Here is a 24,044-nt window from a genome sequence, read left to right on the forward strand (position 1 = left end):
ATTGAATAATTCTAGTTTTTTATCAAAAGATATAGTTTTTAACTATACCTAAAGGTATAAAAAAATCCCTCTGTTTTTCAACAGAAGGATTGAAATATATGAAAATTAATAAATTAACTACTGGCGCCATTCGCCACGGATTGGTCTTGAAAAGTGAGCAAGCACAGCGATCATACAGATTTCAATCGACACGCCCCAATAGATATGCCCTAAAATTTCACTCCAAAGTTCATAACCATTTAGGTTCCATAACCAACCTACCGTACCTTCCGGATCATAAGCAGGATGACGAAAACCTAATAGTGGAATTAAAAAACCATGCATCATAACGGTAATGATAATGCCATAAAATGCACCATACCATAATCGAATATTATTCCAAAAGTAGGCAATAAATACATAAACGAAGGCAAAGGCAAAACTAAATAACCAGTGATAAAGTGTTACTGCGCCCGAAACGATTGCCGTTTGGTAAACATAATCAAGTGAATGAGAATTAATGCCTAACCAACCAAGCCATGCATCAATGTGTGCTGCTGGCGGTGAAATTTCCCCGGGAACACGAGGAGGCATATTAACTTCAGACCCCCATTTAACCAGTGCGCTAATGAATCCACCAATCAGAGTAGTCCAAATAATAATTTGACGATTTATTTTATTTCCAAACATTTAAAAATACCTTTATTGTTATAGTTGAAAAGCTTGTAAATTATATCCGTAAGCAATCTTGGAATGAAAGATAATAAGCCGAATTGACCGAGTGTAAAAGTTATTGTTATAATTGGTAAAAATTATTTATTAAGCGTCTTTTAATAGCGTGGCTAAAAAGTAGCAAATAAATTTTCCATGGATTTAGGTTATGAATGTAGAAATTGTACAATTTCCTGCTACACAATTAGCTGTCATTGAGCATTATGGTTCACCTTTATTAGAGAATAACACTCTAAATAAATTCATTAAATGGCGACAAGAAAACAATTTTTTAGATAGTCAAAAGCATCAAAGTTATGGTATTCATTATACCAATCCAAATACAACTCCACTCAATGAGCATCATGTCGATTTTGCAATATCGATAAATTGCACAATTCCACCAAATGATTACGGAATCATCAATAAAACAATTCCAGCACTTCGTTGTGCCAAGGCAAGGGATATTGGATCTAGAGAAAATAATCAAGCCATTATTTACTTACTCCAAACATGGTTGCCACAAAGTGGCGAGCGAATAGGGAACTTTCCTCCAATTTTCCATTATGTAAATGTTGGTTTAAACATTCAACCACAAGAGATGATTACAGATGTTTATCTACCTTTAGCATAAACAAATTGTCACCTATCTTGATAAAATTCTTATAAATAAAAGTAATCAACTGTATTTATTTACAGTGCCTTTGCTGTTATACTGCCAATATGGTAACAAACCTTATGTGCTAATTTATTATGATAACGCAATTGACTATTAATAATTTTGCTATCGTCGATCAGCTGTTAGTGGATTTTACAACAGGGATGACCGCAATTACGGGTGAAACAGGTGCAGGTAAATCGATTGCGATCGATGCATTAGGGCTTTGTTTAGGGAATCGTTCCGATGCTTCATCTATCCGATCCGGCGCTGATCGTGTCGATATTTCAGCTTGCTTTGTGCTTGATGACACCCCCGCTGCCTTTTCTTGGCTAACTGAGAATCAGCTAGATGAAGGTAATGAGTGTATTTTACGACGAGTTATTAACCAAGATGGACGTTCTAAAGCCTTTATTAATGGTCGGGCAGTACCAATATCACAACTGAAAGATTTAGGACAACTATTGATTCAAATTCATGGTCAACATGAGCCTCAGCGACTTTTACGTAGTGACTATCAACAGCTTTTACTTAACCATTATATGAATGAGCCATCGTTGCTTAGTCAAATGAATCAAGCATATAAACAGTGGAAAACAGCTTGTCAAACTTATCAGCAATATCAAACCTCCAGACAAGAGCGTGAAGCACATATTCAACTTTTACAATATCAACTTAAAGAGCTTAATGAGTTTTCCCCTATTGAAGGTGAATATCAGCAAATTGATGAAGAATATAAACGCCTTTCCAACAGTGAACAGTTAATTCAGCTTAGCCAACAATCAGTGATGCTGTTGGACGAAGCCGAAGAATATAATGTCAGTAACTTACTCAATAGCGTGAAACATACCGTACAGGAGTTATCGGCTTTAGATCCAACTCTAAGCGATATTTGTAATTTGCTTGAAGATGCTTCCATTCAAATTAAAGAAGCCAGCTACGAACTACGCCATTATAGTGAGAGTTTAGAGCTTGACCCTGCCCGTGTGATGCAACTTGAACAGCGACTTTCAAAACAAATATCCTTAGCTCGTAAACACCATGTGGCTCCTGAAGCTTTACCGGAATTACATCAAAATCTTTTAGCTGAGTTTAAGCAAATTAATCAACAAGACGAACAAAGCGAACAACTGAAAGCTGACATTAATAAATACCACCAAGTCACATTAGAACTTGCCAGTAAATTACATCAAAAACGTTTAGCCATCAGTAAAACCTTAGCGAAAAAAGTGACTGCTATTATGCATGAGTTATCGATGCCAAATGGGCAATTTAGTATTGAAATTGCCTATGATGAAAATCGGTTAAATGAAGATGGTGCCGATCAAGTCACGTTTTTAGTAACAACCAATGCCGGCCAACTCGCACAACCACTGGCTAAAGTTGCATCGGGCGGGGAGTTATCTCGTATTGCCCTTGCCATTCAAGTTTTAACTGCGCAAAAAATGGATACACCTGCATTAATTTTTGACGAAATCGATGTCGGTATCAGTGGCTCTACAGCGGCAAAAGTAGGGCAACTGTTAAGACAATTAGGTCAATCAACACAAGTTATTACAGTCACGCATTTACCACAAGTTGCTGGTCAAGCCAATCAACACTATTTTGTCAGTAAAGAAACCAACGGTAAACAAACATCAACCGATATGCAAAAATTGGATGAAAAGGGTCGTATAAACGAACTGGCACGGCTTTTAGGCGGTGATAAAATAACTAATGCAACATTAGCCAATGCGAAAGAGCTACTTATTATCTAATTGAATTGTGGTAATATAACGCTTTCGATTTGGCTATAAAGGAAACGCGATCATGAATCTAGCGGGTAAACATATTCTATTAGGGATTGCCGGAGGCATTGCAGCTTATAAATGCCCTGATCTTGTTCGCCAATTAAAAAAAGCCGGGGCGCAGGTTCATGTGGTACTCACTGAGTCAGCGAGCCACTTTGTCACACCACTAACACTACAGGCAGTATCCGCAAACCCTGTATCAAGCGACCTGTTTGATCCGTCAGCTGAATTATCAATGAGCCATATTGAGCTGGCAAAGTGGGCTGATTTAGTTTTAATCGCACCCGCCACTGCAAATATCATTGCCAAAATAGCCAATGGTATTGCTGATGATCTATTATCGACTGTTTGTTTAGCAACACCAGCGCCAATAGCTATAGCGCCGGCGATGAATCAACAAATGTATAAAGCAGCAGCAACGCAACATAACCTTTCCATTTTAAGTGCCAGAAATTGCCTAATTTTAGGGCCGGATACAGGTTTTCAGGCGTGCGGTGATTGTGGTCCGGGTAGAATGCTCGAGCCACAAACGATGATAAACCAACTCGATAGTTACTTCGCTGATTCATCTTTACTTGCCGGAACATCAATTACTATTACCGCCGGACCAACGATTGAAGAAATCGATCCAGTCCGCTATATCAGCAATTACAGTTCAGGTAAAATGGGCTTTGCTATTGCAAAAGCTGCAGCTGAAATGGGGGCAACGGTCACTCTTATTAGTGGACCGGTAAATTTAGATACACCGAATAATGTCAATCGAATTGATGTTAAAAGTGCAAATCAAATGTATAATGAAGCTATCAAGTTTGCCAAAAAATCGTCTATTTTTATTTCTTGTGCTGCCGTAGCCGATTACCGTGCTGAAACAATCGCCAAGAAAAAAATAAAAAAAACAGATGACAACAATGAGCTAATTATCAAATTAGTCAAAAATCCAGATATTGTTGCCACTGTTGCTGCATTAAAAAGACAGCGCCCTTTTGTAGTAGGTTTTGCTGCCGAAACCAACAATGTTAAGGCTTATGCCCTTAAAAAACTAACTGACAAAAATTTAGATTTAATTTGTGCTAATGATGTTTCCGATAAAAGTATTGGTTTTAATTCAGATCAAAATGCATTAACCCTTTACTGGCAAAATGGTGAGCAAAAATTACCATTAGATAATAAACAGCAATTAGCCAAACACTTACTTGAAGCATTGATAATACGATATAAAGCGAGTCATGATGAAAAGAAAAATCGATATTAAAATATTAGATAAACGTTTAGGTGAGACATTTCCACTACCAACCTATGCCACTGAAGGATCAGCGGGTATTGATTTGCGTGCAATGTTTGACAAAACAACCGAAATCAAGCCAGGTGAAACCATTTTAACCCCTACGGGTTTATCAATGCATATTGCTGATCCAAATTTAGCCGCATTAGTTCTACCTCGCTCCGGTTTAGGCTCTAAAAATGGGATTGTATTAGGTAATTTAGTCGGTTTAATCGATTCTGATTATCAAGGGCAACTGTTTGTACCAATTTGGAACAGAAGCCAAACGCCTTTTGTGATTGAACAAGGCGATCGAATTGCGCAATTAATTATTGTGCCAGTTGTTCAAGCTGAATTTAATATTGTAGATGAATTTACCGAGTCAGTGCGCGGTGAAGGTGGATTTGGACATTCGGGTAAAAAATGATTGTGAGTAATAAAAATAAAAATCGCAAAGAGGATATATTACAAGCGTTGGCAACAATGCTTCAATCCAATGAAGGGACACAGCGAATTACTACTGCTAAACTAGCCGCGACCGTTGGGGTGTCTGAGGCGGCGCTCTATCGTCATTTTCCAAGTAAAACCAAAATGTTTGAAAGTTTAATTGTCTATATTGAGGATATTTTACTTTCTCGTATCAATGTTATTTTACAAGACGAGCCTAACACAATGATTCGTTTGAAGTTAATTTTAGCGTTGATATTAGGCTTTTCAGAAAAAAATCCTGGCTTAACCCGAATTATGACCGGGCATGCCTTAATGTTTGAACAAGATCAATTACAAGAACGCATCAGCCAACTATTTGAACGAATAGAAACACAAATTAAGCAAGTTTTACGAGAGCGTAAAATCCGTGAAGGAGTTGGATTTACCACCGACGAACGAATTTTATCGAGCCAATTATTAGCTTTCTGTGAAGGTATGATGTCCCGTTATTCTCGTTCAGGATTCGAGTATCTACCGACGATAAATTTTGAGACACGTTGGGCATTATTAGCTAAACAATTAGTGTAAAAAATAACTAGCTACTTTTATGTATCAATTACGTGATCAACTATCAAGGATTCCATTATGAATTTCGAAAATACTATGGAACAAATCATCTTATTTATTGAAAAATATGATAGTGTTGTTCTAAATTATATCGCCCATTTTTGTTTTGCCATTATTATTTTCATCCTTGGGCGGATGATTGCCAGATTTATTAGTCGTCAATTTAGACGCATTTTAACCAGTCGTGAGGTCGATCCGACAGTGGTTAAGTTTGTGAGTGCTTTATCTTATTATGCCATTATTATTGTATCGCTGGTTGCCGTATTAGGCCAATTAGGTGTACAAACCGCTTCAATTGTCGCTGTAATCGGTGCAGCCGGTTTAGCCGTCGGTTTAGCCTTACAAGGGTCACTATCTAACTTTGCCGCAGGGGTAATTTTAATAATTTTCCGCCCATTTAAAGTGGGTGAAACAGTCATTATTAATAATCAACGAGGTGTAATAGACTCAATTCAAATCTTCTCTACCACAATTATTACTCCAACCAATGAATTGGTGGTGATACCTAATAGTCAGGTAGTAAGTGCCAATATTATCAATTATACTCGTTTACCGGAAAGACGCTTAGACTTAGTAATTAATGTCGGTTATGATTCTGATATTCAAAAAGTTTATCAAGTGTTAACACACGCGGTTAACCAAACTCAGAATATTTTGACCAGTAAAGAGGCCATCATTCGTTTGGATCTTTTAGATGCTTCGTCGATGAACTTTAATGTCTTAGTTTGGACACTTAATGCCAATTATGGATCGGTCAAGGCCGAGTTACTTGAAAATATTAAAAACAGCTTAACTGAAAATGGCATCAACATTCCTTATCCAACTATGGATGTCAATGTTAATCCAAACCATTAAATAGATTAATAACCTATCTGCTTACCAATAACGGATAGGTTATTTTGCCCACCTCACTAAATTAAATAGTCTTGATCCATATTTAGCGCTGGTTTGTCACAGTCGGGGCAACCAACCACTTTTGCCGGCACGCCAGCGACAGTTGTGTGCGCAGACACTGGCTCTAATACCACTGAACCGGCACCGATTTTAGCCCCTTTGCCAATTTCAATATTTCCTAAAATAGTAGAATGTGCACCAATCATTACTCCCTCTCGAATTTTAGGATGACGATCACCGTTTTCTTTACCTGTACCGCCTAGTGTTACTGATTGTAAAATAGAAACATCATTTTCAATCACAACCGTTTCACCAATTACAATGCCTGTTGCATGATCAAACATCACACCACAACCAATTTTTGCCGCAGGGTGAATATCCACACCAAAAACAATAGCAATCTGACTTTGTAAGAATGTGGCTAAAGATTTACGATTTTGCATCCAAAGCCAATGTGCTATTCGGTATGCTTGTAAAGATAAAAAACCTTTATAATAGAGTAATGGCGTTGTGTAGTAGTTGGTTGCCGGATCGCGAATATAAACGGCCAAAATATCGGTAATAGCAGCCTTGATAATCCCCTTATCAGCCTCATACGTTTGACGGGCTATCTCTCGAATTTCAATAGCTGGCATAACTTGCGTTGCCAGTTTATTTGCCAAAATATAACTTAATGCACTGCCTAAATTTTCATGATTTAATAGCGTTGCATGGAAATAACTGGCTAACATGGGTTCACTTTCAACTAATTCTGTCGCTTCTTGCCGAATGGCTTGCCATAGCATATCGGGTTTAACAACCGTTTTTATATTGTTCACAACAACTACCTATAGATATTAATCAATATAGTGAACATTGTTTCTCAAACTTAACAAGTAAGCAAGCATTGTCTGCATTAACCGATATCAAAAACAGAAAAATGGAAACAATTTGTTTCCATTTTATCTATATATTTCATGATTGATGGGATTGAAGCTTAGCTTTTTTATCATCACATAGAGTAAATATACCAATGAGTAAAATTGTAAGAACAATACTGGCAAGAATATAAAACGTGGTTGTAAACCCGTTATTGTCAAATAACTTACCGACTATCCATGACAGCACAATAACACCAATATTTGATGAAATATTAAATCCGACTAAATAAAGGGTAGAAGACAACCTTGCATCAAAATTCGCAACTACATATTTAAATACCGCTAAAATAAATAACGGTGTTTCGATAGCATGAAAGAGTTTAACAAATGAAATTAAATAAACATTATCCAATGTGGCAGATAATGCAATGCGACAAATCATCACTAATACGGCAATTAATAGCGATCTTTTAGCGCCCATTTTATTAATAAAATAAGGAGCCAAAATCATAAAGCCCGCTTCTAAAAAGACTTGGAAGGAATTTAAATAACCATAGGTTTCATAACTATCTTCAGGTATCTCAAAAAAACTGGTATAAAAATTAGGAAATAACTGCTGATCATAAATAGTATAAAAACTATTGGTACCAATGATAAAAAAGACAAATAACCAAAACTTCTTCATACCAAATAGTGAAAAAATTTCGCTCATGGTTGGTATCGTTGATTTTGTTTCAGCTAAAACTTTACTACTGTTATCGGTTTTTGATGCTGGATCGCGTTTAGGTTTAAAAGCAAGGTTAATGACACAATAGGTTGTAGCAATAACCGATGCCATCCAGAAGTTAATATGCGGATTAATACCAAATAAGATACCTGCAATGAATGTAGCAATCGCATAACCAAATGATCCCCAAAATCGAGCGGGTCCAAATTCAAAACCAAATAATCGACTAATACGCTCGATAAACGAATCAATTAATGCACAACCCGAAATAAAGCCAGCACTTAACACCGGTGCTCCAATGCAAGCTCCCAAAATAAAATCGTTTTTGAGTAAAGGTTCATACACATAAATTAAAAATGGTCCAATAAGAATCATTACAATACTTTGGAAGGTAATTATCGCCTTTCCGATTTGTAATTTATCTTGAATAACACCGTAGAAGATCATAAAAAACATGGCAGCAGCTGAGTTAGCGGAATAAACAATTCCCAATTGTTCGCCGGATAATCCTATATTACTTTTTAGCCAAATGGCATAAAAAGACCACCAAAGCGACCAAGCTGCATAAAAAGTAATAAGGTAACCTGATGAGAACCAATAGTTTCTATTATATATAATATTCATATTCATTACTCTTATGTTGTTGAAGTTTAACGTTAACATGTTAAGGTTAACATTATTGTCATAATTAATATGAAATAGATAGTATCGATTATCATAATTGTTACTTACCTCACACTTTTTATCATTTTTATTTGTGGTATCATCAAAATAATAAATTTAAATAATTAATCTTTTAATGCTGAGCTAAAAGGGTTTAACTATGGTTTCACTTAAGGATGTTGCAAAGTTGGCATCGGTATCATTGATGACGGTATCACGTGCAATTAATAATCCGGAAAAACTAAATAAAGAGACTTATAAACGAGTCAAAAAGGCGATTGAGCAACTTAACTATGTTCCGGATTTATCCGCCCGTAAAATACGCGGTGATCATACCGCCCCACACGCTATTGGTGTTTTGGCATTAGAAACGGCAATGACACCATTTTCTGTCGAGCTTTTACAAGCCATTGAAAAAACTGCTCAACAACATGGCTGGAACACCTTTATTGTTAATTTGTTTGATGATAAACAGCCCGATCATGCAATTAACACCTTATTATCTTATCGCCCTGACGGAATTATCTATACGACAATGGGGCTAAGAAAAGTAGAATTACCTGAAAAACTCCTAGGCAAAGATGTTGTATTAGCTAACTGTATCAGTGATTCCGAGCAGCTTGCCTGTTATATTCCTGATGATTACAACGGTCAATATCTGGCAATGCAACAGGTTATTAAAAAAGGTTATCAAAAACCACTTTGTATCTATCTATCTGAAAACACATTAGCTGGTAATATTCGGCGCAAAGCAGCAGAGCAAGCATGGTTAGATGCGGGTCGAAATTTAGATGATATGCTTAGCTATCACACAGTATTACAACATGACCTTGCACAAGAGTATATGATGACGGTGGAAATACTAAAACAGCATTGTAAAAATAAACCGGAATTTGATGTATTGATTTGTGGCAATGATCGAATTGCTTTTGTTGCCTATCAATTCTTACTAAGTCAAGGCTTTAATATTCCAAACGATATTGCAGTGTTAGGTTATGATAATATGGTTGGTACTGGCGAATTGTTCTACCCACCACTAACAACGGTACAGCTTCCACATTACGAAATCGGCGAGCAAGCGGCTTTACATATTATTGGTGGTAACACACAGAAAAAAACCACCTTAGTGGCATCTCCCTTTTTACAACGAGAATCATTATAAGCAGGATCTTAAATCCACCACTTTTTTTGTGGTGGATTTAAGATTGGTTAGGCATAAATCGATTTTAATTGCCAACTATCTAATTGCGTCACTACCGCCTGACCATTTTCGGCAAATAGATTAATCATTCTTTGAGCGGGTAATTTTGGATAAATACGGCTTGAAAAGCTATATAGATCACCATTAACAAAGACCTCAACCGAGGAAGCATCTACAAACACATGCAGATTTAATTTTTTCGTTTTAGGTAAACGAACGCTACGATAACCTTTTAATTCAAGCCCGGAAAGACTGCGATCAAGTACAATACGGTTTGATTGTAAATCCACATATAAAAGCGTCGCCTGCTTTCCATCTTCGGTTGCAGCAAGTTGTAAACCAAAACGTTCAGCATTACTTTGCATTAAATCGATTTCAACTTTTAACTCACAACTAATTGATTCTATGCGAGTATTTTTAAGTTCATTATTTAATACAATATTGGATAATGATTGCGGTTTTTCACGCAATGCTTCAAGCTCTTTAATTGGTCTGTTACGAACATTATTATGACGATCTAAAATCAGTTCACGAGGCAGGGTAAAAGCGCCCATCCATTTATCCATTTTACTAGGCATGACAGATTCCCACATGTCCATCCAGGCAAAAACAATGCGGCGACCGTCAGCGGCAAGAAACGACTGCGGTGCATAAAAATCATGGCCAAAATCCATTTCTTGAAATGGTTTAATTACGGAGAATGTTTTTCCCGGTTGCCAGTTACCCACAATATAGCCGGATTGGAATCGATTACGATATTGATAACCATTAGCTTTCATACCTTGCGGAGAAAACATCAATATCCATTTATCGCCGAGAGGGAAAAAGTCAGGGCATTCAAGCATATATACATTGGGATCAATATCGCTGATCAGCACATGATCGAATTGCCATTTTTTAAGATCCTGAGATCGAAAAAGTAAAATTTGCCCCACATCATTGTTATCACGTTGGCCAACGACCATCCACCATAGATCATCTTGTTGCCAGACTTTTGGATCTCGAAAATGCATAATGCCGTCTTCTGGCGTCAAAATTGTGCCCTGTTTTTCAAAATGAATACCGTCTTTACTGGTAGCAAGACATTGGGTTTGGCGGATTTGTTCATCATTACCTTCACCTTTTAACCAAATATGACCGGTATAAATCAAACACAGTTCACCATTTTTATCGACAGCAGAACCCGAAAAACATCCACTTTTGTCATATTCATTACCCGGAGCAATAGCAATCGGTAATCTTCGCCATGTTACTAAATCATCACTAACAGCATGCCCCCAATGCATTGGCCCCCAATTTTCATCATAAGGATGATGTTGATAAAAGGCGTGATACTGCCCTTTAAAGTAAATCAAACCATTAGGATCATTCATCCAACCCGCTTGTGGCGCCAAATGAAAATGCGGATAATACTGTTTGTTCATTTTACTTTCTAATTTTTTAATAGCTTGATTAGCTTTATCAATAGCAGTAGACATAAAATCCCCTTTGTTCATCCTATATATGATTAATATAATAACATGGTACATCAATTTAATTGTTAACGTTAACTATAGGCAAAATAAACAGTAAAATATGTGATGTTAATCACATATTTTTAACGTTAACAATGAATTTTTTTAGAAATCATTTAGTCTATTGTTAATGACTAATTGTTAAACAAAGTCTAATCTATACCTAATTGGCTAAATTAAACAACAAATTGCCAACACAGTAATAAATTTTCAACCAAATTAACCATATATTATATAGAGTAATTAAATGAATAACACAAAAGTCTGGTCGCTTGGGGATGCCGTTATAGATTTATTGCCATTTGGCGATATGAATTATCAAGCTTGCGCTGGTGGTGCGCCGGCTAATGTTGCTATTGGTGTTGCTAAATTGGGACTTCCTTCAGCGTTTATTGGCCGAGTCGGTAACGATCCATTTGGTCATTTTATGGAAAAGACATTCAAACAATACCATGTTGACTGTCAAAGCCTTGAAAAAGACGATAATCATAGAACTAGTACTGTTGTTGTAGATTTGGGTGATAATGGCGAACGTAGCTTTACTTTTTTAGTCTCTCCTTCGGCCGATCAATTTTTATCAAAACAAGCATTGCCTAATTTTAATCAAGATATCTTACATTTTTGTTCTCTTGCACTGGTGGGGCATACCTGCCGGCAAACGCTAAAAACTGCAATTGAAGATCTGACGGCCAAAAATGGGTTGATTAGCTTTGATATTAATTTGCGCGAACAGATGTGGCAAGATAAAGACGAAATGCGCACGGTTATTACGCAATTTTGCCATGATGCCGATATCCTTAAACTGTCTGATGAAGAGCTATTTTGGTTAACAGAAAGTGATGATTGGCATCATGCCTTAAATAAATTAACACAACATTATAATGCTCCGCTTAAGCTAATAACTAAAGGAAAAGATGGCAGTATTGTTATATGGCAAGGTAAACGATTTTCTTTTGATTCCTATCATGTCAATAGTGTTGATACAACGGGGGCTGGGGATGCTTTTGTGTCAGGATTGTTAAGTAGCATAGCTTCATCAGGAATGCCCGAAGATAAATTAATGCTAGAAAGCATGATGACTATCGCCAGTGCCTGTGGTGCATTAGCAACAACCAAAAAAGGGGCGTTGACGGCGCTACCCGATAGCGCATTTTTACAATCATTTATTGGCGACAATCCAGCCTTAACCGCTAAACAAATGGCATAATTTAATGACAGAAAAAGAAAAGATGCTTGCCGGTTTGTTATACGATCCCTGTATCAATTTACTGGCTAAAGAACGGCTTTATGCGCAATATCTCTGCTTTCAAATTAATCAACTATCACCACTGGTTGAAGAGCAGCGACAACGATTATTTCAAACCCTGTTAGGAAAAACAGGAAAGCTATTTACAATTATGCCCGGTTTTCAATGTGATTATGGCTACAATATTGAAATTGGAGAGAATTTTTTTGCTAATTTTAACTGCATCATGCTTGATGCGGCCAAAATTACATTCGGAGATAATGTCCTTGTCGCACCCAATTGCGGTTTTTATACCTCAGGTCACCCACTTGATAGCCAAATACGCAACAGTGGGCTTGAGTTTGCCAAACCGATTACGATCGGTAATAACGTTTGGATTGGTGGTAACGTAATTGTACTACCCAATGTGACTATCGGCGATAATACGGTTATTGCAGCTGGCAGTATTGTGGATCGAGATATCCCTTCAAATGTCGTTGCCATGGGTACGCCATGCCGAGTGTATAAAACACTTTAATGCCATTTAAACTATCTGTTTGCTACATTGTGCTCTAGCCCATGCATCAATAATGAACACATCATCAATAGTGGCAGGTTCCGGAAAATTAAGTTGATCTAACGTGGTTGCAACCTGTTTGGCAATATCCATAAAACCAATTTTATGCTGTAAAAATGCTTCAACCGCCACTTCATTGGCAGCGTTAAGCGCTGTTGTTGCCGCTTGCCCTTCACCACAAGCCTCAATGGCTAATTTTAAGCATGGATAGCGAATAAAATCGGGTTGATTGAAGGTTAATGATGAGATTTGAGTAAAATCTAAAGCAGGTACACCGGATGAAATACGTAATGGATAAGACATTGAATAAGCAATTGGCGTACACATATCTGGCACGCCTAATTCTGCAATAATACTGCCATCTAGATAACGAACCATCGAGTGAATAATCGATTGAGGATGTACAATAATCTCCATTTGCTCAGAACTAGCATTAAACAACCAACGAGCTTCAATATATTCCAAGCCTTTATTCATCATCGTTGCCGAATCAACAGAAATCTTTTTACCCATTGACCAGTTAGGATGTAAAGTCGCTTGCGCAGGCGTGACTGAAGTTAATTGATTTAACGGTATCTCCCGAAAAGGCCCGCCAGATCCGGTTAACACAATTTTGGCGATACCATGATCAGTCAGATTAGCAAATCCAAGATCATGTTGCACTGCGGTAGGTAAACTTTGAAAGATCGCATTATGTTCACTATCGACCGGCAGTAGCTCGGCGCCATATTGTTTCACCGCTTGCATAAATAAATGCCCACAAGTGACTAATGACTCTTTATTAGCGAGTAAAATGCGTTTACCTTTTTTAATTGCAGCAAGAGTCGGCCTTAATCCCGCAGCACCAACAATTGCAGCCATAACTTGGTTAACTTCGGGAAGCTGTGCTAAATCACACATAGCTTGCTCACCACTCAGTACTTCTATATTCAATTTTAGGTTAGCTAAATTTGCTTTAAGCTCTTGCGCTGCTTGTTTGCTCGCCATAGCAACATATTTTGGTTTAAACTCCTGACACTGCTCTGTCATTTTTGCAACATTAGCGCCACCTACTAACACATAAGCTTTGTATAAAGTTGGATTTTGCCGAATGACGGCTAACGTGCTACAGCCGATCGATCCTGTTGAACCTAAAATTGCGATATTTTTCATAATTAATAAATTAAACCAATGTTATTTTCTTCAAAGTAAGCGACGTAGCCTAAATCCGGCGCTTTATCGGTCATCACCAAATTAAACTGATCAAGGTTACAAATAAAAGCCGGTTTAACTTGATTAAACTTAGTATGATCGGCAATTAAAATATTTTGATTAGATTTTTTCATCGCCTGATGCTTCATATTCAGTTCATCAAAATGGTAACAAGTTGCACCTTGAGTGAGATCAATACCTGCTGCCGAAATAAAAGCTTTATTTGGACAGATAAAATCGAGCGGATTATGGGAACTAATATTGGTAAAAATTGCATTATTAAGCTGATACTGCCCACCGCATAAAATGATTTTACATTTTGGTTTGTTTTGTAACGCTAGAAAGGCATTGAGTGAATAGCAGATTGCAGTAAAGGCAATATCATCACTAATTTCATCAATGATAAATTGCATGGTTGTACCGCAATCAAAAAAAATAGTATCGTTCTCATCAACAAATTGACTAACTAGTTTGCCAATATAACGCTTTTCATCTACATGTTTATCTTTTTGATCTGAAACAAAATATTGCGATATGGTATGGCGTGCTTGGTTAACAACATAACCGCCTAAAACAGCTAAACATGATGATTGATTGCTAAGATCTCGACGAATCGTCATTTCAGAAACAGCAAGCATTTGCGCTGCTTGCTTTAAATGAATTTTATCGGTAGTTTTTAATTGCTCAATAAGTGCATTAACTCTTTTTTGCGGTTGCGTTTCCATTGCCATTCCATAAATAGCAATAAGCTACTATACAGTAAGCTTATAAAAGGATAAATTAATAGCCGCTAGATGATGCTTTATCGCCTGATACAATTGCAATACCAGCACTAGCGCCTAACCGTGTTGCACCAGCTTGAACCATTTTTTCAGCAGTTTGACGATCTCTAATGCCACCTGATGCTTTAACACCCATTTTATCACCGACTGTTTCGCGCATCAATTTAACATCTTCAACTGTTGCCCCTGATAAGCTAAAACCGGTTGAAGTTTTAACAAAAGCAACACCAATTTCTTTACAAATTGTACAAACTGTAACGATTTCTTCTTTAGTTAATAAGCAAGTTTCTAAAATAACTTTTAACGGCACTGAACCACAAGCATTAAATACTGCTTGAATATCTTCTTTAACCGCCGTTAAATCATTGCTTTTTAGCCAGCCGACATTGATAACCATATCGATCTCTTCTGCGCCAGCTTTGACTGCCATTTCAGTCTCAAATGCTTTAGCAGAAGTCAGCATAGCACCTAAAGGAAAGCCAACGACTGAACAAACCTTTACATCGCTACCTTTAAGCAAGCTAGCGACTAAAGGCACATAGCCTGAATTAACACATACAGAATAGAAATGATACTGCTTTGCTTCTTCACAAAGTTTACGTATTTGATCTTCTGTGGCATTCATCGCCAGTAAAGTATGATCAATATACTTTGCATAATCCATAATGATGTCCTTTAATTGTGTTTAGTAATGTCTAGTAAATAATAGTCTTTAGTAAATGTTAGTAATGTTATAAAAATAACATATATAGCCCTATAATGTTATTTCCGTAACATTATATACTTAAATTTTGATAATTAAAAACTAAACTATTTACTAAACTATTTAATAAACTATTTAATAAACTATTTAATAAACTTAAACAATTAAATCAAATTGAAGTGATTGGTATGAAAAAGCTAAGCAATGCGCAATTTAACATTACCTATTAATTGAAGTTATGATACGTGATTCACTAAATCAACTTGGAAACCATGATTTTGACAAACTTGATTAACTTTAGTGGCAAATAATGCACTAATACAAATAGAATCTTTTACCTTTTAATTGTGCACAAACGCATTATTTGTATTGATCAACTATAGATAAACTCAGTTAGACTTTATATCGCTTAAATAGAAGGATAACTGTTTATTGAGTGATTTTTTATTTTTGATCTATTCGCTAACGGATAAAACTAATATTTTGTATTTTTTAGCGGTAATGAAATGATTGATAATTGATAGGTAAAAAATCAAAAAGCCTAGTTTTATCAACTAGGCTTTTTAGACAAGAGATTAAAATTCCATTAACTCTTTTTCTTTATCTGCAAGCACTGCATCTAATTTTTTGATAGCTGCATCTGTTGCTTTTTGAATTAAATCTTGTGATTTACGTTCATCATCTTCTGAGATTTCTTTATCTTTTAACAAAGCTTTGATTTGATCGTTGGCATCACGACGAATATTACGAATTGACACACGACCTTGTTCTGCTTCATTACGAACTATTTTAGTTAAATCACGGCGACGTTCTTCAGTTAACGGTGGCAGAGGTACTCGAATAACTGTCCCGGCTGAAGCAGGGTTAAGCCCTAAATCAGAAGTTAAAATTGCTTTTTCAATCATTGGCGTTAATGATTTATCAAACACCGTAATAGCCAGCGTTCTTGCATCTTCAGCAACAACATTAGCTAATTGACGTAGTGGTGTTGGGCTACCATAGTATTCAACCATAATTCCGTCTAATAAGCTTGGTGAAGCACGCCCGGTTCTAACTTTAGAAATATGATTTTGAAACGCCTCAATACTTTTTTCCATGCGCGCTTGCGCTTCTTTTTGAATCTCGTTTAACATAATAAAAACCTTATTTAAAATAAAGATGACTAACAGCTAACTGTAGCCTGATTATTAATTAATGTTCCTTCTTGTTCACCTAAGATGACTCGGCGTAATGCTCCTGGTTTATTCATATTAAATACACAAATAGGCAGGTTATGATCACGAGCTAAAGTAAACGCTGCTAAATCCATGACTTTTAATTCATCATCTAACACTTTTTCATAATTTAATGTTTTATATAGTGTTGCATTAGGATCTTTAACAGGATCGGCTGAATATACCCCATCAACTTTGGTTGCTTTTAAAACAACATCTGCTTCAATCTCGATACCACGTAAGCAAGCGGCAGAATCAGTTGTAAAAAATGGGTTACCTGTCCCGGCAGAAAGAATAACGACTTTACCATGGCGAAGTAAGCTAATTGCTTCAGTCCAACGGTAGTCATCACACACACCATTTAATGGAATTGCCGACATTAAACGTGCATTAACTTCAATTCGATGCAGCGCATCACGCATGGCAAGTCCATTCATCACCGTTGCTAACATTCCCATGTGATCACCAACGACACGATTCATACCCGCTTTAGCAAGGCCTGCACCACGAAATAGATTACCGCCCCCAATAACAACAGCAACTTGAACATTCATTTCGATAAGTTCTTTGATTTCTTGCGCCATGCGGTCAAGAACGGTTGGATCAATACCAAAACCTTCATCGCCTTGTAGTGCTTCGCCACTGAGTTTAAGAAGAATACGTTTATAGAAAGGGGTTACCATATGAAGTCTCACTATTTCGTTATTTAATTACCTAATTAGCTAGAATAACTAGCGGGTAACTATTTTAAAATATTTTGTAGATAAACAAAACCGCCTTACGGCGGCTTAGATAAAACAATTAAGATTGTTTCGACATCGCAGCAACTTCAGCTGCAAAATCAACTTCGACTTTTTCGATGCCTTCACCCACTTCAAAGCGGATAAATGTAGCAATTGTCGCTTTTTTCTCTGCAAGTAAATCACCAACAGTTTTGCTTGGATCCATAACAAATGGTTGACCAGTAAGTGATACTTCACCAGTGAATTTACGCATACGGCCTTCAACCATTTTTTCTGCGATTTCACGTGGTTTACCTGACTGCATTGCAATATCGATTTGAATATTACGTTCATGTTCAACAACATCAGCTGGAACATCACTTGGATCAACATATTCTGGTTTGCTTGCAGCGATATGCATTGCAATATGTTTCACTAATTCTTCATCACAGCCACTGTTTGCCGCAACTAATACACCGATACGTGCACCGTGTTGGTAACTACCAACAACATCACCAGTGATCTCTTGAACACGACGAATACCGATATTTTCACCAATTTTAGCAACTAAAGCAGTACGCTCTTCTTCAAATTTTGCTTGTAAAGCAGCAAGATCAGTAATGTGATCATTTAATGCCGCAGTTGCTACTTTTTCACTAAATGCGATAAAACCTGCATCTTTAGCAACAAAGTCAGTTTCACAGTTGATTTCTAGAATAACACCTGATTTTTTATCAGCAGAAATTTTAGAAATAATCACACCTTCAGCAGCAACACGACCAGCTTTTTTAGCTGCTTTTGCTTGACCTGATTTACGCATATTATCGATAGCAAGATCGATATCGCCATTAGCTTCAACTAATGCTTTTTTACATTCCATCATGCCTGCGCCTGTTCTTTCACGCAGTTCTTTTACCATAGAAGCGGTAACTTCAGCCATTTTTTAATCCTCTATTTAACCATTATGATGATTTTCATTAGAATGGGTCGATTGATTTTATTATCGACCCTGAAAATATTTGAGTTTATTACTCAGCTGCTGGTGCTTCTTCAACGAAGCTTTCTTCTGATACTGGAGATTGGTTTTGCTCACGACCAGAACGAACAGCTTCAGCAACTGCATTTGCATATAATTGAATTGCACGAATAGCATCATCATTACCAGGAACGATATAATCAATACCATCTGGATCTGAGTTAGTATCAACAACAGCAATGACTGGAATACCTAAATTGTTAGCTTCTTTGATTGCGATATGTTCATGGTCTGCACCAATTACAAAAATCACATCGGGTAAGCCACCCATGTTTTTAATTCCACCCAAGCTATTTTCTAATTTCGCCATTTCACGAGCACGCATTAGTGCTTCTTTTTTGGTTAATTTGTCAAATGTACCATCACTAGCTTGTGTTTCTAAATCTTTTAGACGTTTGATTGATTGACGAACTGTTTTCCAGTTAGTCAACATACCACCTAACCAGCGGTGATTAACATAGTATTGGCCACAACTTTCAGCCGCTTGCTTAATCGCTTCGCTAGCTGCACGTTTTGTACCAACAAATAAAATTTTACCTTTACGCGCTGCAATCTTGTTTAATTCAGCTAAAGCTTCATTAAATAAAGGAACTGTTTTTTCAAGATTGATGATGTGAACTTTGTTGCGTGCACCAAAAATAAATGGTTTCATTTTTGGGTTCCAATAACGAGTTTGGTGTCCAAAGTGTACACCCGCTTGTAACATATCGCGCATTGATACTGTAGTCATGATTTCCTCATTTTGACGTTGGGGTTATGCCTCCACATATCCGCTTTATCCGACCTTATTACTTAAAGTACAAGGCACCCCGGAAAAGAGTAATGATATGTGTGTGTTATAACGTTAATTAAATTTTAAAATTTGTGCTTATAATCCATAATCATTTTGCTAAAAAATAATCTGGAAAGTAGCGCAGGCTTTATACCATATTTAGCTAACTATTACTAGTTTTATTTATATCGATGTGATTTTTATTGGCAAAAAAAGATTTACAGTCATAATAAATGGGGTTTAAGTTATCGATTAATACCTTAAATTTAATTTTTAGATACCATCAATTTCATTTCATAAAAATACATAATCCACATTTTTTATTACACTATTTTTATTAAAAAATGATTTAATTAAATCGTTTTTTTTTAAATTGGCTCAATTCGACCCGTACCGGCATATCAAACGGTTTAATAAGGTTATGCTAATCACATTTACTATCATAATCGATGAAATATTATTCTTCTGCCTCTGAGACTTGAATAGTATAAATTTTTTCAAAATAAGAAGCTGGCACATACCAGAAAGCAGAAGACATCTTTCCTTTAATAACAACTTTAATATCACCTGTTATTTTGGGAATGCCTTTCACTGCTAAATAATTATATTCAACATAACCATTTATTTCAGGGAATATAATTTCTAAACCAGAATTTTTTGGATAAATTTCCCTCAAAAATCCTCTTTCTAAAATTGGCCCAGAACCGCCTCGAATGTTAATCGTAGTATAATAATTTTTACCTATAACAGCTTACGGTAGCTTATAAGGCGTTATCATTACTTTCGGGGCGACGATACAACCTATCAATAAAAAACAGGCTGAAAAAACGATACATAATCTTTTAAATTTTAATTTTCTCATTGTTATTATGGTATCTTTTTAAATACCATTACTCCAAAATTATGGTTCAAAAACTTACTCAATGTTAATGTCATATCTATCTGCTCAAAAAAATAACTTTACCAAAATAATGCTAACTATTTTGTTATTTTCTTTATCGCAACCTTATTGCCAATAAAAAAATGACAACAGCATTTTATCGAAACAGATAACAAATATTATCATTACAAAAATGATACCTAAAGTGGTTCCCTATTCAACAATATTTAACAAATATCATTGATGAAATATTATTCTTCTGAATCTGCTACATGAATAATATAAATTTTTTTAAAATCACCAGGCGTGATATTCCAGTAAGTCGGAGTCATTCCCCCTTTAATAATAACCTCAATATCACCTGTGATTTTTGGGATCCCTGTCACTGCTATATAATTACGTTCAACCATTCCATCTATTTCACGTAATATTATTTCTAATCCAGAGTTTTCGGGATAAATTCTCGTCCAAAATGAAAGTGGTCCAGAGCCTCCTTCAACATTAATCGGCGCATAATAATTTTTACCTCTAATACCTTTTGGTAATTCATTCGATGTTATAATGACAGGGGTGATAACACAACCTATCAATAAAAAACAGACTGAAAAAACGATACATAATCTTTTAAATATTAATTTTCTCATTGTAATTATGGTATTTTTTTAAATACCAATCCTCCATAAAATAGTTTACATGTCTGTATACAATGGCAATAGATCCAACTCACGTAGCCGAATATCAACCCGATTCACCGCTTTAATATCATCTGCAGTTTCTTTATCAAAAAAATGGGGCAACGTTACCACTAGCGTTCCGGTTACCAGTCCTTCCTCGTTTTTGACACTTACCACATCCGACGATTCGGGTACTATTTCGTGCGTTAATTGAGCCTTGGGTAGATATATCATCCAGCCTGCTGATAGTCTGTCGGGAAAAACAGCTTTTCGGGGTAAATAATTTCCATTAACTATAATATAGGCACTATTAAATTTCTGAACTAAGGCTAAAATGAACTCAGTGACTGTTTGAGATTTAGTAATCCTAATATCTATTTTGAAATCTAATTCAATTTTAAGGAAAAATCTTTTCTCTAAAAGTTTCTCATATATAAAATAACATAGAGCTGCCTCTTCAGTATTTTTATCCCAAATAGATCCACTAAAAGAATTCTTATTTTTCTTATATTTTTGAGTTATTTTTTCCAATCCAACTTTAGTTACGCCATTTTTATCAAATAGCTGGTAAATAGATGACTTTTTTCTTAGAAACACCACATAAGTACCAATTTTCACTTTTATGAAGATAGTAATGCTGGATTTTTAATATCTGTTCAATTTGCGCAATACACACAGAGAGTGGTAAATAGGCTTCAGGTTTAAAATACATCTCAATAGTTAATTGTTTTTTCATATTGGCTTACTATAAATAACTTCTTATTGGTAATAAATCAGCATCACGCAATCTTAAATCAATACGATTGATTGTTTTCACATCTTCGGTGTTTTCAATACTTGGCATATGATCAAGCGATACAATCACTGTTCCTAGCTGTTTATCGTCTTTATATTTAGCTATATCTTCAAATTCTGTCCGATTAAACATCAATGAATCATAATTAGCTCTCATCATTGATTAAAGCAGGTTTATCAAGATTTTTAATCAAACTAGGGTTTAGGGTGAAAATCATCTATCTGATCTCGCCATTCATTGTAATCCCAAGTTACAATTTTGGTTTTCAGCGTTTCCAAATAATCTAATGCCGCTTGTTTTTCGGTTAAAGTAAGCATTTGTTCCAAACGATTTTGGATTTCTTTGTTATATTCCCAAACCGGTGGGAGTTGATAAGCATGCCACGCTAAATTATTGTCTATCTCGATAATTTTTTGTTTTGCATAATCACTTAACAGCGACCAGGCATAGGCTTTAACCGGATCTTGCTCCCGTCCTAATCCATAGAAATACGCTTCAGTCATGCGCAATATGCCTATAATTGAGCTATGCTCTGCCATTAGCTGCGCATAATCTATTGCCTGTTTTAAATCGTCTGATTTTAATACTTTACGGTATTCGGTTAATTTATTCAGCTGTTCATATTTCTGATCTTTATAGTGCTCCCCTTCTTGAAATAATATTCGAGCAGTCAAAGCTTCGTAACAATGATAGCCACCTTCAATCGCATAGTTTAAATACTCAATACTTTTTTCTAATTGCTCATCGGTACTTGGTGGCATCATTCCTTGTTCATCAAACCAACGAGGCGCATAACTATAAGACTTACGATAAGCAAAATAAGGATATTTTAAATCAGCAAACTTATCCCATAAATAACCTCTCATTTCAACATTTTTAAACACTATTGGCTCTACTAATGGATTACCTGCACTATCAACTATCTGATCCCGATATTTGCGCATAAACTCATCAAAGGACATCATAATACCGTCCTCTTTTCCCCTTTCATCATAAAAGTCTTTCCAACCAAGAAGTTTATAGTAATATGGCATGGCATTTTTATCCCATTGCCAGGCATGCTTTAGAAATTTTATTAACTTTTCTGGATAAATTACTCCGTAATATACGCCATCATCAAATGCTGAATGATAAAGCTTTTTAGCCTCATCTATGCGTAATAATTGATTTTCAGGAATGGTTGAAGGGTAAATTGTAAAGTCCATAGGTAAGTTTTCGGATTCAACAAAACCAAAATTGACTTGTCTATCGGATGATTGATTAAAATAGAATTGATAAAGGCTAATAACCATTATCACACTCATGGCTAACATGACTATTTTGAACGTTGAACGTTTCAATTTGCTATTCTTCACACGCTATTCCCTGCACTAAAACTCACTCTATCCAGATTAATCTCTATTATTCAACCTCAAATTTTACTCACTGCAATATAGTCAAATAAATTACGGTTTAGGATGAAAATCATCTATCTGATCGCACCATTTATTATAATTCCAAGTGACCACTTTGGTTTTCAGTGTTTCCAAATAGTCTAATGCCGCTTGTTTTTCGGCTGGGGTAAGCATTTGTTCTAAACGATTTTGGATTTCTTTGTTATATTCCCAAACCGGTGGTAGTTGATAAGCATACCACGCTAAATTATTGCCTATCTCGATAATTTTTTGTTTTGCATAATCACTTAACAGCGACCAGGCATAGGCTTTAACAAAATCTTGCTCTCGACCTAATCCATAGAAATACGCTTCAGTCATGCGCAATATGCCGATAATTGAGCTATGCTCTGCCATTAGCTGTGCATAATCTATTGCCTGTTTTAAATCTTCTACTTTTAATGTACTACGGTATTCGGTTAATTTAATTATTTGTTTATATTTCTCATCCTTATAATGGTCACCTTGTTGAAATAACATTCTGGCTATCAAATCCTCGTAGCAATGATAACCACCTTCAATAGCATAGTTTAAATACTCAATACTTTTTTCTAATTGCTCATCTGAACAGGGGCGCGTCATGCCTTGTTCATCATACCAACAAAACCCCATTCCCCAACCTTTTTCATAGGCAAAATAGGGATATTTTAAATCAGCAAACTTATCCCATAAATAATTGCTCATATCAAAATTTTTAAACACTACTGGCTCTACTAATGGGTTAC

The 24,044-nt window shown here is 36.0% G+C and carries 27 protein-coding genes; 9 read left to right on the plus strand and 18 right to left on the minus strand.

The genetic code is table 11. The annotated features are described in order from the left end of the window. Positions 1–117 precede the first annotated feature (117 nt). Positions 118–669 carry a YagU family protein gene (locus J3U37_RS09070; protein WP_267329445.1) on the minus strand — a complete coding sequence of 184 codons (552 nt, stop codon included), beginning with the start codon at positions 667–669 and terminating at the stop codon, positions 118–120. A gap of 190 nt (positions 670–859) precedes the next feature. Here J3U37_RS09070 and J3U37_RS09075 point away from each other — a divergent pair, with 190 nt between their 5' ends. The 6 genes from J3U37_RS09075 (at position 860) to J3U37_RS09100 (ending at position 6,310) form a co-directional block, all read left to right on the plus strand. After that, the gene (locus J3U37_RS09075; RefSeq protein WP_267374474.1) at positions 860–1,324 is read left to right on the plus strand and encodes an AraC family transcriptional regulator; all 465 of its coding nucleotides are present in this window, start codon (positions 860–862) and stop codon (positions 1,322–1,324) included. 119 nt (positions 1,325–1,443) lie between these two features. Then, complete coding sequence (recN, locus tag J3U37_RS09080; RefSeq protein WP_267374476.1) at positions 1,444–3,105, plus strand: DNA repair protein RecN; 1,662 nt, start codon at positions 1,444–1,446, stop codon at positions 3,103–3,105. 52 nt (positions 3,106–3,157) lie between these two features. Then, positions 3,158–4,390, plus strand: coding sequence for a bifunctional phosphopantothenoylcysteine decarboxylase/phosphopantothenate--cysteine ligase CoaBC (coaBC, locus tag J3U37_RS09085; RefSeq protein ID WP_267374478.1), 1,233 nt, complete (start codon positions 3,158–3,160; stop codon positions 4,388–4,390). Further along, a complete protein-coding gene (gene dut, locus J3U37_RS09090) occupies positions 4,368–4,826 on the plus strand; it encodes a dUTP diphosphatase (RefSeq protein WP_220219673.1) in 459 nt (152 codons plus the stop codon). The genes coaBC and dut overlap by 23 nt, the downstream gene beginning before the upstream one ends. Next, positions 4,823–5,416: a nucleoid occlusion factor SlmA gene (gene slmA / locus J3U37_RS09095; RefSeq protein WP_220218447.1), complete on the plus strand. Its 594-nt coding sequence runs from the start codon at positions 4,823–4,825 to the stop codon at positions 5,414–5,416. The genes dut and slmA overlap by 4 nt, the downstream gene beginning before the upstream one ends. 57 nt (positions 5,417–5,473) lie before the next feature. Continuing rightward, positions 5,474–6,310: a mechanosensitive ion channel domain-containing protein gene (locus J3U37_RS09100; RefSeq protein ID WP_267329441.1), complete on the plus strand. Its 837-nt coding sequence runs from the start codon at positions 5,474–5,476 to the stop codon at positions 6,308–6,310. A 56-nt stretch (positions 6,311–6,366) separates the two neighbouring features. Here J3U37_RS09100 and cysE read toward each other — a convergent pair whose 3' ends face one another. Together cysE and J3U37_RS09110 are read right to left on the minus strand one after the other, a co-directional pair. Beyond that, positions 6,367–7,134: a serine O-acetyltransferase gene (gene cysE / locus J3U37_RS09105; RefSeq protein ID WP_366915689.1), complete on the minus strand. Its 768-nt coding sequence runs from the start codon at positions 7,132–7,134 to the stop codon at positions 6,367–6,369. A 169-nt stretch (positions 7,135–7,303) separates the two neighbouring features. Beyond that, entirely contained in the window at positions 7,304–8,560 is a 1,257-nt protein-coding gene (locus tag J3U37_RS09110; RefSeq protein WP_267374480.1) for an oligosaccharide MFS transporter, read from the minus strand. 199 nt (positions 8,561–8,759) lie between these two features. Between J3U37_RS09110 and J3U37_RS09115 the strand changes: the two genes are divergently transcribed. After that, entirely contained in the window at positions 8,760–9,761 is a 1,002-nt protein-coding gene (locus J3U37_RS09115) for a LacI family DNA-binding transcriptional regulator (protein WP_267329440.1), read from the plus strand. Between the two features lie 47 nt (positions 9,762–9,808). On the opposite strand, the gene J3U37_RS09120 is transcribed toward J3U37_RS09115, so the two are convergent. Then, positions 9,809–11,278 (minus strand): glycoside hydrolase family 32 protein, encoded by a 1,470-nt coding sequence (locus J3U37_RS09120; protein WP_267374483.1) that lies wholly within the window; start codon positions 11,276–11,278, stop codon positions 9,809–9,811. Between the two features lie 283 nt (positions 11,279–11,561). On the opposite strand from J3U37_RS09120, the gene J3U37_RS09125 reads away from it, so the two are divergent. Continuing rightward, entirely contained in the window at positions 11,562–12,521 is a 960-nt protein-coding gene (locus J3U37_RS09125) for an aminoimidazole riboside kinase (protein WP_220218453.1), read from the plus strand. A 4-nt stretch (positions 12,522–12,525) separates the two neighbouring features. Beyond that, positions 12,526–13,077: a sugar O-acetyltransferase gene (locus J3U37_RS09130; RefSeq protein WP_267374486.1), complete on the plus strand. Its 552-nt coding sequence runs from the start codon at positions 12,526–12,528 to the stop codon at positions 13,075–13,077. Positions 13,078–13,083: 6 nt separating this feature from the next. Here the strand turns inward: J3U37_RS09130 and ispC are convergent, their stop codons facing one another. The 14 genes from ispC to J3U37_RS09200 all read right to left on the minus strand — a co-directional run. Further along, positions 13,084–14,268: a 1-deoxy-D-xylulose-5-phosphate reductoisomerase gene (gene ispC / locus J3U37_RS09135; protein ID WP_267374489.1), complete on the minus strand. Its 1,185-nt coding sequence runs from the start codon at positions 14,266–14,268 to the stop codon at positions 13,084–13,086. Between the two features lie 2 nt (positions 14,269–14,270). Next, a complete protein-coding gene (deoR, locus tag J3U37_RS09140; protein ID WP_267374491.1) occupies positions 14,271–15,032 on the minus strand; it encodes a DNA-binding transcriptional repressor DeoR in 762 nt (253 codons plus the stop codon). Positions 15,033–15,087: 55 nt separating this feature from the next. Continuing rightward, entirely contained in the window at positions 15,088–15,753 is a 666-nt protein-coding gene (gene deoC / locus J3U37_RS09145; RefSeq protein WP_065562697.1) for a deoxyribose-phosphate aldolase, read from the minus strand. A 614-nt stretch (positions 15,754–16,367) separates the two neighbouring features. Further along, positions 16,368–16,925, minus strand: a complete 558-nt coding sequence (gene frr / locus J3U37_RS09150) for a ribosome recycling factor (protein WP_220218457.1) — start codon at positions 16,923–16,925, stop codon at positions 16,368–16,370. 29 nt (positions 16,926–16,954) lie between these two features. Next, positions 16,955–17,689: a UMP kinase gene (gene pyrH, locus J3U37_RS09155; protein ID WP_267329434.1), complete on the minus strand. Its 735-nt coding sequence runs from the start codon at positions 17,687–17,689 to the stop codon at positions 16,955–16,957. A 118-nt stretch (positions 17,690–17,807) separates the two neighbouring features. Beyond that, positions 17,808–18,668, minus strand: coding sequence for a translation elongation factor Ts (gene tsf / locus J3U37_RS09160; RefSeq protein ID WP_220218459.1), 861 nt, complete (start codon positions 18,666–18,668; stop codon positions 17,808–17,810). 88 nt (positions 18,669–18,756) lie between these two features. After that, on the minus strand, positions 18,757–19,494 hold the full coding sequence (rpsB, locus tag J3U37_RS09165) for a 30S ribosomal protein S2 (RefSeq protein WP_220218460.1): 738 nt from the start codon (positions 19,492–19,494) through the stop codon (positions 18,757–18,759). Positions 19,495–19,993: 499 nt separating this feature from the next. After that, the gene (locus tag J3U37_RS09170) at positions 19,994–20,212 is read right to left on the minus strand and encodes a hypothetical protein (RefSeq protein ID WP_267374493.1); all 219 of its coding nucleotides are present in this window, start codon (positions 20,210–20,212) and stop codon (positions 19,994–19,996) included. Between the two features lie 455 nt (positions 20,213–20,667). Further along, positions 20,668–21,060: a hypothetical protein gene (locus J3U37_RS09175; RefSeq protein ID WP_267374495.1), complete on the minus strand. Its 393-nt coding sequence runs from the start codon at positions 21,058–21,060 to the stop codon at positions 20,668–20,670. 45 nt (positions 21,061–21,105) lie between these two features. Further along, positions 21,106–21,687, minus strand: coding sequence for an Imm52 family immunity protein (locus J3U37_RS09180; RefSeq protein ID WP_267329431.1), 582 nt, complete (start codon positions 21,685–21,687; stop codon positions 21,106–21,108). Further along, the gene (locus J3U37_RS09185; protein WP_220218464.1) at positions 21,647–21,826 is read right to left on the minus strand and encodes a hypothetical protein; all 180 of its coding nucleotides are present in this window, start codon (positions 21,824–21,826) and stop codon (positions 21,647–21,649) included. The genes J3U37_RS09180 and J3U37_RS09185 overlap by 41 nt, the downstream gene beginning before the upstream one ends. A 9-nt stretch (positions 21,827–21,835) precedes the next feature. Beyond that, positions 21,836–22,018 carry an Imm52 family immunity protein gene (locus J3U37_RS09190; protein WP_267335936.1) on the minus strand — a complete coding sequence of 61 codons (183 nt, stop codon included), beginning with the start codon at positions 22,016–22,018 and terminating at the stop codon, positions 21,836–21,838. Positions 22,019–22,080: 62 nt separating this feature from the next. Continuing rightward, entirely contained in the window at positions 22,081–23,241 is a 1,161-nt protein-coding gene (locus J3U37_RS09195) for a hypothetical protein (protein ID WP_267374497.1), read from the minus strand. 90 nt (positions 23,242–23,331) lie between these two features. Continuing rightward, positions 23,332–24,044 (minus strand): hypothetical protein (locus J3U37_RS09200; protein WP_267374500.1); only part of this gene is annotated, 713 nt, incomplete at its 5' end.

The organism is Gilliamella sp. B3172, from assembly GCF_026536465.1.
Classification (GTDB): Bacteria; Pseudomonadota; Gammaproteobacteria; order Enterobacterales; family Orbaceae; genus Gilliamella.

Coding starts and splice junctions, on each gene's coding strand:
- J3U37_RS09070 (WP_267329445.1), bottom strand. CDS start 669: ATGTTTGGAAATAAAATAAATCGTCAAATTATTATTTGGACTACTCTG.
- J3U37_RS09075 (WP_267374474.1), top strand. CDS start 860: ATGAATGTAGAAATTGTACAATTTCCTGCTACACAATTAGCTGTCATT.
- recN (WP_267374476.1), top strand. CDS start 1,444: ATGATAACGCAATTGACTATTAATAATTTTGCTATCGTCGATCAGCTG.
- coaBC (WP_267374478.1), top strand. CDS start 3,158: ATGAATCTAGCGGGTAAACATATTCTATTAGGGATTGCCGGAGGCATT.
- dut (WP_220219673.1), top strand. CDS start 4,368: ATGAAAAGAAAAATCGATATTAAAATATTAGATAAACGTTTAGGTGAG.
- slmA (WP_220218447.1), top strand. CDS start 4,823: ATGATTGTGAGTAATAAAAATAAAAATCGCAAAGAGGATATATTACAA.
- J3U37_RS09100 (WP_267329441.1), top strand. CDS start 5,474: ATGAATTTCGAAAATACTATGGAACAAATCATCTTATTTATTGAAAAA.
- cysE (WP_366915689.1), bottom strand. CDS start 7,134: ATGCTATGGCAAGCCATTCGGCAAGAAGCGACAGAATTAGTTGAAAGT.
- J3U37_RS09110 (WP_267374480.1), bottom strand. CDS start 8,560: ATGAATATTATATATAATAGAAACTATTGGTTCTCATCAGGTTACCTT.
- J3U37_RS09115 (WP_267329440.1), top strand. CDS start 8,760: ATGGTTTCACTTAAGGATGTTGCAAAGTTGGCATCGGTATCATTGATG.
- J3U37_RS09120 (WP_267374483.1), bottom strand. CDS start 11,278: ATGTCTACTGCTATTGATAAAGCTAATCAAGCTATTAAAAAATTAGAA.
- J3U37_RS09125 (WP_220218453.1), top strand. CDS start 11,562: ATGAATAACACAAAAGTCTGGTCGCTTGGGGATGCCGTTATAGATTTA.
- J3U37_RS09130 (WP_267374486.1), top strand. CDS start 12,526: ATGACAGAAAAAGAAAAGATGCTTGCCGGTTTGTTATACGATCCCTGT.
- ispC (WP_267374489.1), bottom strand. CDS start 14,268: ATGAAAAATATCGCAATTTTAGGTTCAACAGGATCGATCGGCTGTAGC.
- deoR (WP_267374491.1), bottom strand. CDS start 15,032: ATGGAAACGCAACCGCAAAAAAGAGTTAATGCACTTATTGAGCAATTA.
- deoC (WP_065562697.1), bottom strand. CDS start 15,753: ATGGATTATGCAAAGTATATTGATCATACTTTACTGGCGATGAATGCC.
- frr (WP_220218457.1), bottom strand. CDS start 16,925: ATGTTAAACGAGATTCAAAAAGAAGCGCAAGCGCGCATGGAAAAAAGT.
- pyrH (WP_267329434.1), bottom strand. CDS start 17,689: ATGGTAACCCCTTTCTATAAACGTATTCTTCTTAAACTCAGTGGCGAA.
- tsf (WP_220218459.1), bottom strand. CDS start 18,668: ATGGCTGAAGTTACCGCTTCTATGGTAAAAGAACTGCGTGAAAGAACA.
- rpsB (WP_220218460.1), bottom strand. CDS start 19,494: ATGACTACAGTATCAATGCGCGATATGTTACAAGCGGGTGTACACTTT.
- J3U37_RS09175 (WP_267374495.1), bottom strand. CDS start 21,060: ATGAGAAAATTAATATTTAAAAGATTATGTATCGTTTTTTCAGTCTGT.
- J3U37_RS09185 (WP_220218464.1), bottom strand. CDS start 21,826: ATGAAAAAACAATTAACTATTGAGATGTATTTTAAACCTGAAGCCTAT.
- J3U37_RS09190 (WP_267335936.1), bottom strand. CDS start 22,018: ATGTTTAATCGGACAGAATTTGAAGATATAGCTAAATATAAAGACGAT.